Source organism: Rummeliibacillus sp. POC4, from assembly GCF_003576525.1.
In the GTDB taxonomy this organism is placed as follows: domain Bacteria; phylum Bacillota; class Bacilli; order Bacillales_A; family Planococcaceae; genus Rummeliibacillus.
Genome location: NZ_QWUA01000093.1, coordinates 1 through 12,248, shown reverse-complemented (window position 1 = coordinate 12,248; position 12,248 = coordinate 1). Strand labels below are relative to the sequence as shown.

Below are 12,248 nucleotides of genomic sequence, written 5' to 3'. Positions count from 1 at the left end.
AAAACTAAAGAGTAGCTCCTAATTAGGAGCTACTCTTTCATTGATTTATTCGTAAATTTCTTTTAATGCTTTTTTCAGGGGTTCACGGACATTAACTTTTGAACGGATAGCCTTTGCTTTTTGCTCTGCCGCTTCCACCGTTTTTGCTTGTCCTAATTCTAATAATGTTGCCGTAGCTATCGTACCTGCTCTGCCGCTTCCACTCCCACAATGGAAAAAGACCTTCTTCCCATCATGATATGCTTTCATCACTTCATTAACTGCATTTTGAATTGATGGAACTATATCTACCTCTTTATCAGCAATTGGAGCGTGGACTCTTGTATATCCCACTTTTTCTGGCTCTGCAACTCGTAGATCTATTACAATATCAATCTGTTCATTGGCAATTGCTTCTTCTACGTCAGCAGCTCCTCCAAAGAAAATCTGGTTATTAACTAATTCCTGATAGTTTTTCACCGATTTCATTCTCCTTCGTGAAGTAATTCTTTAATTTCTTCATAATGAGGCATTGCTGTTATCGCACCTGCTTTTGTTGCAGCACATGCACCCAATTGGTTAGCAAAACGTACATAGTTAAAAGCTTCGTCCATTGTTTTTGGCATGCCATATAAGTGAACTTGGCGAAGTATACCTGCCATAAAAGCATCCCCCGCACCAGTTGTATCAACACATTCTATTTTAATAGAAGGTACATGTTTCATCTCATCATTAAAGATTACATATGCACCTTTATCACCAACTGTCACCATGATTAATGGAATATCAAATCTCTTTAAAGCATGAATGCCCTCTTCTAATGTATTGGATTGTGTTAAAAAGAATAATTCTTCATCTGCTAATTTTAATAAATCAGCATCTTTTAAGAAAGTAGCAATTGTATCATGACAAATTTGTGGGCTTTCCCATCGTAAGGGGCGAATATTAGCATCCATCGCAACTAATACTTGATGTTTTTTGGCAAGAGCAACCGCTTTTTTGGTAGTTTCTAAAGCAGTTGGATGGAACATTGTATTAGAGCAAAAATTAAAAATAGAAGCACGTTGGAAAGCTTCTTCTTGCAAATGCCCACTTTCTACTTGAAGATCCGGTGTATCATCAATATAATTTGTAAAAATACGCTCATGTCTCTCAGTTAAATGAACATGAACTCCACTAACACGTTTTTCTGGAATAATTTTGGCATAATCCATAATAACGCCTTCATTGTCTAGTTCATGACGGACAAATTCAGATGTTTCGTCATCTCCGGTTAAAGTAATCAGTGCAGCAGGTGCACCTATTCGACTAATACCTGCAGCAACATTCACTGTTGCCCCACCTAAAAACTTGGTAAACGTTGTATTCGTAGTATCATTAGCTATAAAATCAACAAATGCATCCCCGTAGACGAGAACGAATTCTTTTTTGGACTCTAACATTTACAAACTCCTTCACACATATCTTCCTTCTATCGTACCATGAAGTCTGACAACGCAAAAGTAACTTATGAAATAATTTAGGTATTACATCATAAGAAATGAAAAAAGATACTTTTTTCACATTCTACAAATCAAAAAAATCCTATTTCCAGCAGAACTTTATGCCCTCTGCTATACTTATCCTGAAGGAGATTGATAAATATGGATATTAATGTAAGAGAAGCTAAGTTAGCTGACGCACCATTTGTTGCACCTTTAATCGTAGAAGCTATTGATGAAATTGCGAATCGTCTTACAGGTGAAGATGAACCAAAAGCTATTCTCAATTCACTAGAAGAGCTATTTACACGTACAGATAACAGACACTCTTATAAAAACACATATATTGCTGAAATAAATGGTGGAGTTGCTGGAATTATGGTGGTTTATGGCGGTGATGAAGCACCCCTTTTAGATAAAAACTTAGAAACATGGTTAGCTGCTAAAGGTGCTCGAGTTCAAACTATTGAAGTTGAAGCCCGTGAAGATGAATTCTACATTGATACAATTTGCACCGCAAAGCAATACCGTGGACATGGAGTTGGCACTACACTATTACAATACGCTGATCATATTGCTAAAGAAAAAGGTTACCAAAAAGTATCCTTGAGTGTTGAAAAGCAAAAAGTACGTGCTCGACATTTATATGAGAAAATGGGATTTGTATTCTCAGAACCCTGGATGATTATTGGAGAAGAATTTGATCATATGGTAAAAGGTATTTAGTTATTTAGTTCAATAAAGATGGAGACGAATAGCCTCTCCATTTTTCCACTCAAAAAAGATGACTTCACGAATATATTGAAGTCATCTTTATTACATTTTTATAGTGATCTTTTTTATAATTCTAGCAATTTGTAAAGATATTTAACATATATCCACAAATACTTATTTAATAAGATGGATTAATCTTTAAAAACTGTCCGTTTTTCACTTTTACATACTCTGTTCCATTAATTTCTCCATTATACTCAAGAGCTTCCATATCTAAAATTGAAGAATTATTGATGACTTCATAATAGCTACCAAATGAGATTTTGTGCGTACCAGCTTTTAGATCTGCGCCTATTTTATACATACCTGGCTTTTTAACAGATGTAGCAAGTGTATGCTTTACTTTTGAAGAAGGGATAAAGTACGCTCCTGTACCGTAATCAGATAGCTTAAAGTATTGTCCAACTGATAAACGGACATACGCTTGATTGTACACAAAATCATTTGTCAAAATCGCATCGAAATTGGATGGTTGTTTTGAAATTTCATAGTATACATCTTTACCAAAAATCATGTACTCTCCAGCAGAGATATCTTTCCCTACTTTATATGAACCTGCGTATTTTGCATATGGAATAAGTGTTTTTGTAGATTTCACAGTTGAATATTTACTATAATAAGTTTTCTTTCCTGATTTTTTTAAAGCACGAACTTTATAGTAATATCTAAAAGAAGATTTTAACTTACTATTTGTATAGGATGTACTTTTCGTTGAAATGATGCGTTTATACTTACCGTTTTTTGAAGTTGCACGGTAAATGCGATATGAAGTTGCACCTTTTACCTTCTTATAAGAAATTTTGATCTTTGTTGTACCTGTTGCCTTTACCGTAATGACAGGTTTAGATAGTGACGTAGCTGCTGATGCATCAAGTTCGTTTCCAAAAACAAATGCAATAGAAAAAACTAGAGTTAATAACGATATGATATTTTTTCTCATTTTTTACCTACCTTTAATATTATTATGCTTAATTTTAATATAAAAGATAGAATAATACTATCGTTATTCATATCGAATACCTTGTGAAAGTTCTTTTAATTGCATCTCATTTAATATCCGTATAACTTTACGATCCTTTTTAATAATTTTACGTTCACATAAATCTCGAATAACACGATTTAGATGACGATGTGTTGTTCCGAGTAAATCTGCAATTTCACTTATATTTGTTGTTTTTAATTCTAAACCAAACTCATTATTAGGTGCAGTTATAGACAATAAATAGCTCGCAAAACGGTTTTCTACTGAGGCTAATAAATTAACCCGAGAAGCTGTAGTACTCGTTTGTAATTTATAACTTAAATGTTTTAAAAGATCCTGTAAAAATAGTGGGTTATTCATTTCAAAGTTATATATATAATCGAATGGTAACGAGATGCAAAAACAATCTGTGACAGCTGTAATTTGCGATTGGACCGGCACATGCCGAACCAATTCCAAATCTCCTATTATAGCTAGAGGTCTACTAAAACGTAATAATAGGGACTTTCCAGTTTCTACACTTGATGTTGCTTTTATCTTCCCCTCAACTAAGTAAAGTAAAGATTGCAACTCAACTCCCTCGTGCAATATGATTTCCCCTTCTTTGTAGCTTAGAAGTGAAAATGGTCGTGCATCAACATCTCCAAAAATCTGCTGAAACTTATATTCAATTAATTTTCTATGAAGTAGTGACGTGTCTTCGATAATTTTCATCTATAATCTTCCTTTTGGACATATGTCCTTTTTCGTTATAAATGTCCTTGTTATGATGATAAAAGCAAAGGACAATTATGTTTTAGCGAACAAATGAATTTTTTGTGATATAATTCTTCTTTGAGATTTTTTACAACTGGAGTGTCAACTTATGAACAAAAATTTCATATACCCATTGCTTATCGTGATTGGATCAAGCTCATATGGGATTTTATCAACAATTATAAAAGTTGCGATGGGTCGAGGCTTTGAAACGAACGAAGCCGTTACAAGTCAATATGTGATTGGTTTTTTACTAGCATTCTTGCTATTTATTATTACACAACGCACTTTACCAAAGCTTACTGGTAAAGGCTTTTTAATAATTATGATTTCCGGTTTACTTACTGGAAATACAGGAATTGTATATGGACAGGCTGTTCACTATTTGCCTGCTTCACTAGCAGTTGTTATGCTATTTCAATTTACATGGATTGGCCTCTTTTTAGATTGCATCATCCATCGTAGACGTCCTACACGTATTGAGTTATTATCTCTTGTCTTCTTAGTAGCTGGAACAATTCTTGCAGCAGGTATCTTAGATGCAGATTTAAGTGGACTCGATATACGTGGGTGGTTATTTGGTTTTGCATCAGCTCTTAGTTTTGCTTGCTTCATGCAATTCAATTCCAAACCAGTTGAGGGAGTATCGAAGATTGGTCGTATGACGATTATGGCATTCTTCGCCATGCTAATAGTATGCATTTTCCAAACACCAGAAATAATAATTAATGGGAAACTATTTGCCTCTGAGCTATTATACTTCGGTCTCGCCCTAGGCTTCTTTGGTATTATATTACCAATCCTACTCTTCACCATTTCTGTTCCTAAAGTCGGTGGAGGAGTAGCATCTATTTTAAGTGCAACTGAACTACCAGTAGCCATTATTGCCTCTGTCATAGTTCTTCACGAAAAACTAACAATGCTTCAAGTAGGTGGTATTATATTGGTGTTATTTGGTATGGTATTACCGACAATTTTACAAAAAAATTCAACTAAATAGCAGAATTTCACACTTATTTCGCAAACTCCCTTTATCCTTTTGTTACAATGATTATTGTCATAAGAAGGGAGTTTTTTTAATATGAAAAAAATGATTATGTTATTTATAGCATTGACTACTTCAATAGCTCTTGTAGCTTGTAATAATAATGATCACAATAACCATGCAACAAATGATAGTAAAAAAGAAGAAGCACCTTTAAAAGCCACATTAACGGTTCCAGATACGGCTAAAGTTGGAGACAAAGTTGTACTGAAAGTAACTGTGACTAAAGAAAGTAAAGCATTTACAGATGCAAAAGATGTGGCATTTGAAATTGAAAATAGCAAAACTAATTTCGACAAAATGATAGCAGCTAAACTTATGGATAATTCATATGTTGCCACTTATAAAGTACAAGATGCTGGAAAGTATAATATTACTGCTCACGTCTCTGCAAAGGACGGCAACCATGTAATGCCAAACACTGAAATAGAAGTAGACAATGCCCCTACAAAATCAGAACATGCGACTCAAAATACTTCTGTTAAATCTACTACAGAGGAACATGAACACCATCATGATGTAGCGATTACTTACAACCACAAGCATTCGGTAAAAAAAGATTCGGAAGTAAAGCTTAATGTATCTTTAAAACATGATGATAAAGTATTATCAGGTGCAAGCGTACACTACCAAGTCCTTCCTCAATTTGACGATGGTAAACCAACTTGGATTACTTTAAATGAAACATCCAAAGGTACATATGAAGCAAAATATACCTTCAGCCAAGCTGGAAAATATCAATTAAAATTGCATGTTGAAAATGATGATGGCCTTCATAGTCATGAAGTGAAAAACTTTCTCGTAAAGTAAAATTTTTTACTAAATCAATCAAATAAAGCCTGTATGGAGAAATTTATCCATACAGGCCTTTCTATACTTTTTAAACTATGCATCATGTTTTAATTTTTTTGGCCAAAAACTAAACTTGCCCAGAATAACGATTAAAGCCGGAATGACGATTGGACGCACAAGGAATGTATCGACAAGCACCCCAACTGCTACTGCAAAACCGAATGCCCGAAGCTCCATAACCGGTTGTGTGATTAACACGGCAAATGTCGCTGCTAAGATCAAACCTGCAGAAGAAATAACGCCCCCTGTTTTACCTACTCCCTCACGTACAGCATCTTTAATCGGTAAATGTACTTTCTCTTCACGAATTCGCGAGATTAACATAATAGAATAATCCACACCAAGCGCTACTAAAAATACAAATGTGTAAAGTGGAATACGATAACTGATTCCGGAATGGCCAAGTAAGTCTTGGAAGAAGAATACAGTAAATCCAAGTGCCGCTCCATATGATAATAGAATAGTTGCCATCATATATACTGGCGCTAAAAGCGAACGAGTTTGTATGCCAAGCATTACCATGATTAATACTGTCATTAAAATAATGATGCGTATTTCATCACCATGACTTGCTGCACGAATATCTGCATTTTGAGCCGTTTCACCAGCTATTAGCATATTTGCGTCATTAATATGACTATCATGTAAAATCTGATTTGAATCTTTTCTTAACTTTTCAAGATCATCAAAGGCTTTTTCTGTATAAGGGTTATTGTTTAAAACAAGATTAATCTTTGCTACATTTTGATGATTATCAGCATATGGATTTCCTTGAATTTCAGCCTTATTCACGCTCTTTTGATCATTCAATTTATCTACTAATGACGTTAATTGTTTATTAGTTAAATCATCTTTTGCTTTTATAATGACTGTACTTGGAGCAATTTCCCCTGCAGAAAATGCATCATTTAATACGTTATACCCTTGAATAGAGGACATTTCTTTTGGGAAAGAGTCCAATAAGTTAAATGAATAATTTACATGTCTAATCATAGAGGCAAAAATCACTAAGATAACAATAATCGGCATCATCGCAAGCCATGGTTTTTCAGTAACAAAGTGACCAAGCTTGTGCCAAAAGTTTTCTTTACCTGCACGTTTTATAGCGCGCTTACGTGGATTAGATGGCCAGAATGATTTCTCACCTGCAATCGCAAACAAAGCTGGCATTAAAGTTAAACCCGCAACAAGCATTAAAGCAACTGCTACTGCAAATACTGGTGCAAAACCACGGTATGATTCGTATACAGCAAAGAATAATGTTAGCATACTTAGAAATACTGTACCGCCACTAAATACGATTGGCTCTTTTACAAAGTTCAATGCGTTTTTCATTGCTTCATTGACATGTAAGCCTTTTTCAAGCTCTTCACGGAAACGTGAAAATAATAATAATGAGTAATCAGTGATAACTGCAAATAATAGAATCATCATAATAGATAACGATTGACTATCAATTGCAAACCAATCTGCTTTCCCCATCAATCCTAATAAGCGATCTACAACAGAATAGGCTATACCCGCACCGATTAAAGGAATAAATGAAAGCAACGGTGAACGGTAAATAACAATTAAAATAACAAATATTAAAGCAACTGTACCTAATATTAATACCACATCTGCCTTAGAGAACATCTCATACGTATCTGCTACGATACCAGCAGGACCCGTAAAATAGGTTTTTAAATTAGATGGTTGTTCTTTAGCAACTTGTTTTTTTAAGTCATCCATTGTTGCTTTTACAACCTTGTTTTCCATACCTTTAGGGAATAATACTGGTAAAAAGAATGTGGTATTATCCTTTGAGAAGAAGGAAGCACGTGCTTGTTCCGGCATTTTTGAAAGAGGCACAACGGTAAAATCTTTATTTGCATTTGTCATAACCTTTTCAATATTCATCATTGCCTTATTTACATCTTGTTCCTTCAATCCATCCTTGTCATGAACAACGACAAACAAGGGAACACCCTCAGATGAAGGAAAATATTCTTTTAAAGCTTTTTCAGCTTGGATTGATGCATCTGTTTCAGGAAGACCTGAGTTTTTATTTGGTGATGTTACTTCTTTTGCATGAGGTGCCATCCCGGACAACGCTGCAGCAGCGATAATCCAAATCAATAGAATAGCAAACCATCTTTTTTTCTCTTTAAAAATTTTCATCATTATCCTACTTTCTATTAGAATCAATCATAAATGTTGTAAGGATAAATAGCCCAAAGCTTATTAACAAAACAGTACCGCCTACTATATAAAAAACTAACGCAAATGTATCATTAATACCAAATGGCTTTAATGTGTTAAACCACATGCCCATAGTCAAGCCAATTGAACCAATTATTGCTGTCCAACCATGTACAACGACTAATTTAGCTGATTTAATCTTAAAGAGACTGTAGAAAATCCCCCATGCAAATACAGAAAGCCAACCAACTACTAAAATATGTGCATGAATTGGACGAAATTGATAGCTCCCTGATCCAGCCATATGTGACCCTAAATATGCGCCGACTAAGCCAAAAATGGCAGCCAAACGGATTAATCGTATACCCCATTTTCTTTCCAGCATGTTCTACCTCCATAGATTTCAGAATTTCTTTCTATGGTGTAAATATAAACTGTCTATATGAACTCTATATGAACTTCACATTACAATTTTGGAAGGATTATGGTGAAAACTGTTCCTATCCCTAATTGAGTTTCCACCTGGATGTTGCCTCCATGAATTTTAACAATTTGCTCAACAATTGCTAAGCCAAGACCTGTCCCATCCTTTGTACGAGAATCATCTGCACGGAAAAAACGTTGAAATGATTGTTCTTTTGTTGTATCGCTCATGCCAATACCTGTATCTTGAATTTGAACAGTAACTTCTTGATTGGTTGATGTTAATACTACTTGAATATCTCCATTTTCCTTGTTATATTTAATCGCATTGGTCAATAAATTTTCCCAGACATTTTCTAATAAGCCTGCATCAGCATTAATCAGTGTAGGTTCAAGTGTCATAGATAGATTAATGCCTTCTTCTTCCAACCACCATCGATATTTTTGAATCGTCCTTTTCATCTGCTCATCAAGTGCATATATTTTTCTCTCCATTTTACGTGAAGATTGGTCAAGAGAAGTTAATAATAATAACTGTTTCGTTAATGTCGATAATCGATGTGTTTCAGATTGAATGATAGAAACATAATCCCTGCGTTCCTCATCAGTAATATTTTCTGATACCAATAATCCTGCATATCCTTGAATATTTAATAACGGCGACTGAAAGTCATGAGAAACATTACTAATAAATTCCTTTCGTATTTGATCATTTTCTTGTAATTGCCCCATCATTGTATTAAAACTTGTTGCGAGCTGACCAATTTCATCTTTACTCTCAATTTTTAAGGGCGTATCAAATCGTTCATTAGCAATGCGCTTTGTTGCTTCCGTCAACTCTGTAATTGGTTTGATCAAAAGCTTTGCAAATAACAACATGGCTGCTAGACTAATTAACCCCATAAATATTGTCCATCCACCCATAATTGTATGTACTTCATTGAAAAGTAACTTTATATCTGGTCTTAAAAACATTGCATAGCGTTTATGATGATATTGAAATGAAACCCCTACTGTATTGGACAAATGATTAGCAAAGAATCCTGTTACAAATGTTTCTTTCGGGAAATCTCGCATACCATGATAAATCTCCCCATTCAACACTTGTTGAACAGTAGAGTCCGTTAAATCCTTTACTCGATAATCTCCTCCATAAAATTTTGAATCACCATTTTCATTAACTAGATAAATTTGATATCCTACATCCCCAAGTGTTTGTAGATAATGGTCTAAATTAAGGTCCTGCACCTCATTAATATGTTGGATAACAGATTGTGCAATTGTTACATTTTTAGCATCATTCTTTGACTTCGTAACTTGATGATAATACGTGTTCGTAAGTAAAAATCCTGCTAATGAGCTGAAAATCATAATGAGAATAGTTGCAAGTAAAAACTTACTATACAAAGACTTCATTGGCCCTGCACCTCTAACTTATAACCGACTCCACGAACTGTTACAATTTCTACACCTGTAGCAAACTTAGCCAACCTTTCACGAATTCGCTTGATATGTGTATTTAATGTTTGTTCATCCCCATCGTAATCATAGCCCCATATCTTCTCCATAATATCTGCTCTTTCAAACACCTGATTCGGACGAGTAGCAAGCAATGCTAAAACTTCAAATTCTTTGAGCGGCATCAATAATATACTTTGTCCTACAGATACTTCATAACTTTTTCTATTTATCGTCATCGAACCAACTCGAAGAATTGTCTCGCTTGGTTTATCGTAGCGTCGTAAAATGGCTGCAATACGGAATAATAACTCTTTAGGCTCAAATGGTTTTACCATATAATCATCTGAACCAGACAAAAAGCCCTTTTCTTTATCTTCCAGTTCTCCTTTTGCAGTTAATAGCAAAACGGGAATATCTAATTGATCTCTTATACGTTTTGTTAACTCATAACCATTCATTCCTGGCATCATTACATCTACTACTGCTAAATCAGGAATCTCCATTTCTAATACTCCGAGTGCTTGAACTGCATTTTCTGCTTTTAGTACCTGATAGCCCGCTTGTGTCAAATGGATACGTACTAAATCTAAAATATTCTTATCATCATCCACAATTAAAATTTTTGACACTCTCATTGCCTCATTTCTAGTTTTTTCTCCATTATAACGAAAGAACGAGATGGACTATAGCCACTCGCTCAGTTTTATAAAAAATACGCTATGAAAAAAATAATAAGAATTGGTCCAAATAGTATAATATAGCCCGTTGGCCTTGCAAAGTTAATCGTCCAACCAATTCCAAATCTTTTTTCTACAAATAAAGATGGGTCCTCTTTATTGAAATAAACTAATCCACCCTTCCAATAACGATCATCATCTAAATCTGTCAAACCATTAGACATATTGGAGGGGGCAATTTCTTTATTTAACTTACTAAATTTAATCGAGAAAATAGTACTCCCCATAAAAGTCAGCACGATAAAGCCTATAAATATAGCCAACATAAAATTCTTTCCAATGGCGGCATGATGTATCGTCGTCAACTGTAAAAAGCTGAATAATAAGGTTATCAAAAAAGCCGTTAAAAACAAAAACCTACTAGTATACTGTCTTTTTTTACCCTGATTATAAGCAGACTTTTGCATATTAAGTGCACTAATCTTAACTCCCGAACGCTTTGTCCCCTCTGATATTGTAGCAAACAAAATTTGTGTAACTAGCATAATTAAAGGCAGAGATATTACAGAAAAATAATTTTTCTCAGTAAAAGCATCAGCCTCTCCACTTGGACCCCAATGCGTGGGGACTTGCTGAGGTAGTAAAGGGTATTGATAATATGTGTAAATAATGAGTATCACTGATACTAAAGCTAAACTCCAAAAATAAGAAAGTGGCAACATATCATCTTGCTTATTTGTACTTGCTATTTTAACTTCAGTTAAGTCTGCTCCCCATTGTTTTTGCTGCTTTTCTACCTGCAGTTTACGATGAAAATACGTATAGAATAACAAACTAATTAATATAAAAAGAAGCATGGTGAATACTCCAACAACAATTTGAAGCTCTCCATTTTGGTTTATACTTAATCCCCAAATGGAATAACTAACAATCATTAATAACCAAATAATAGCCATTGCAACACTATATGTCTTCTTTGTTTGATTTACTGTCGCATGTTTTATTTGCGATGTTGGTATTGTAACACCAAATACTATCGTACTCTTTAACATATATGGTATAAAAATTTGAATTGCCCCTAACAAACTAAGCATTGCAATCGAAACCCAATATCCAACCATAACAATCCCCCTATTGTAATGTCTTCATTAGCCTTTTAATTAATAGTTCAAATTCACTTAAACCTAATCCATAAACAATACCCTCTGCAACAACAGGTCGTAGCATTTTCTCCATATGATCTAATTGCTCTCCTTTAACCCCTCCCTCTTCTCTTGTTACATTTACTACAGCACCTATTTTTGGAATGATGGTGATTAAGCCCTTTTTCTCTAATTCATGATAGCTTTTATTAACAGTATGCATATTAACACCTAGATCTGCTGCTAAGGAACGTACTGAAGGTAAGGAATCCCCAGGGATAATATCTTTATTAGCGATTCCCTCTATAATTTGTTGTGATATTTGCGTATAAATAGGAATATCAGAATACGGTTCAATTTGAAGAAACATAAAATGCCTCCATTTCTGTTATATAGTTAGTATAACAAAATTGTTCTATAAAAGGTAGAACAAAATAAATGAAGTAGGATTTTTATAAAAGATTTTACATTTGTAAGATAAGGAGGGAAATTGGC

Annotated in this window: 13 protein-coding genes; 3 read left to right on the top strand and 10 right to left on the bottom strand. The window is 34.4% G+C overall.

Going from position 1 to position 12,248, the window contains the following annotated elements; genetic code table 11:
* Positions 1–45 precede the first annotated feature (45 nt).
* Positions 46–468: a protein-tyrosine phosphatase family protein gene (locus D1606_RS17015; protein ID WP_119417211.1), complete on the bottom strand. Its 423-nt coding sequence runs from the start codon at positions 466–468 to the stop codon at positions 46–48.
* Entirely contained in the window at positions 465–1,421 is a 957-nt protein-coding gene (locus D1606_RS17010; protein WP_119417210.1) for a carbohydrate kinase family protein, read from the bottom strand. The genes D1606_RS17015 and D1606_RS17010 overlap by 4 nt, the downstream gene beginning before the upstream one ends.
* A gap of 201 nt (positions 1,422–1,622) precedes the next feature.
* Here D1606_RS17010 and D1606_RS17005 point away from each other — a divergent pair, with 201 nt between their 5' ends.
* Positions 1,623–2,186 (top strand): GNAT family N-acetyltransferase, encoded by a 564-nt coding sequence (locus tag D1606_RS17005; protein ID WP_119417209.1) that lies wholly within the window; start codon positions 1,623–1,625, stop codon positions 2,184–2,186.
* A gap of 166 nt (positions 2,187–2,352) precedes the next feature.
* Here D1606_RS17005 and D1606_RS17000 read toward each other — a convergent pair whose 3' ends face one another.
* Together D1606_RS17000 and D1606_RS16995 are read right to left on the bottom strand one after the other, a co-directional pair.
* Positions 2,353–3,174 (bottom strand): Rv1352/Rv1906c domain-containing protein, encoded by an 822-nt coding sequence (locus tag D1606_RS17000; RefSeq protein ID WP_119417208.1) that lies wholly within the window; start codon positions 3,172–3,174, stop codon positions 2,353–2,355.
* A 63-nt stretch (positions 3,175–3,237) separates the two neighbouring features.
* Entirely contained in the window at positions 3,238–3,930 is a 693-nt protein-coding gene (locus D1606_RS16995) for a Crp/Fnr family transcriptional regulator (RefSeq protein WP_119417207.1), read from the bottom strand.
* A 151-nt stretch (positions 3,931–4,081) separates the two neighbouring features.
* On the opposite strand from D1606_RS16995, the gene D1606_RS16990 reads away from it, so the two are divergent.
* Together D1606_RS16990 and D1606_RS16985 are read left to right on the top strand one after the other, a co-directional pair.
* Positions 4,082–4,972, top strand: coding sequence for an EamA family transporter (locus D1606_RS16990; protein ID WP_119417206.1), 891 nt, complete (start codon positions 4,082–4,084; stop codon positions 4,970–4,972).
* 81 nt (positions 4,973–5,053) lie between these two features.
* On the top strand, positions 5,054–5,827 hold the full coding sequence (locus D1606_RS16985) for a FixH family protein (protein WP_119417205.1): 774 nt from the start codon (positions 5,054–5,056) through the stop codon (positions 5,825–5,827).
* 75 nt (positions 5,828–5,902) lie between these two features.
* On the opposite strand, the gene D1606_RS16980 is transcribed toward D1606_RS16985, so the two are convergent.
* From D1606_RS16980 to D1606_RS16955, 6 genes are all read right to left on the bottom strand, one after another.
* Positions 5,903–8,029, bottom strand: a complete 2,127-nt coding sequence (locus D1606_RS16980) for an MMPL family transporter (RefSeq protein ID WP_158582418.1) — start codon at positions 8,027–8,029, stop codon at positions 5,903–5,905.
* A gap of 7 nt (positions 8,030–8,036) precedes the next feature.
* A complete protein-coding gene (locus D1606_RS16975) occupies positions 8,037–8,432 on the bottom strand; it encodes a hypothetical protein (RefSeq protein ID WP_119417212.1) in 396 nt (131 codons plus the stop codon).
* Positions 8,433–8,515: 83 nt separating this feature from the next.
* Positions 8,516–9,889, bottom strand: a complete 1,374-nt coding sequence (locus D1606_RS16970) for a HAMP domain-containing sensor histidine kinase (RefSeq protein WP_119417203.1) — start codon at positions 9,887–9,889, stop codon at positions 8,516–8,518.
* Positions 9,886–10,563: a response regulator transcription factor gene (locus D1606_RS16965; protein WP_299515131.1), complete on the bottom strand. Its 678-nt coding sequence runs from the start codon at positions 10,561–10,563 to the stop codon at positions 9,886–9,888. The genes D1606_RS16970 and D1606_RS16965 overlap by 4 nt, the downstream gene beginning before the upstream one ends.
* Before the next feature lie 74 nt (positions 10,564–10,637).
* Entirely contained in the window at positions 10,638–11,732 is a 1,095-nt protein-coding gene (locus tag D1606_RS16960) for a DUF1648 domain-containing protein (protein ID WP_119417201.1), read from the bottom strand.
* Between the two features lie 10 nt (positions 11,733–11,742).
* Positions 11,743–12,123 (bottom strand): GntR family transcriptional regulator, encoded by a 381-nt coding sequence (locus D1606_RS16955; protein ID WP_119417200.1) that lies wholly within the window; start codon positions 12,121–12,123, stop codon positions 11,743–11,745.
* Positions 12,124–12,248 lie beyond the last annotated feature (125 nt).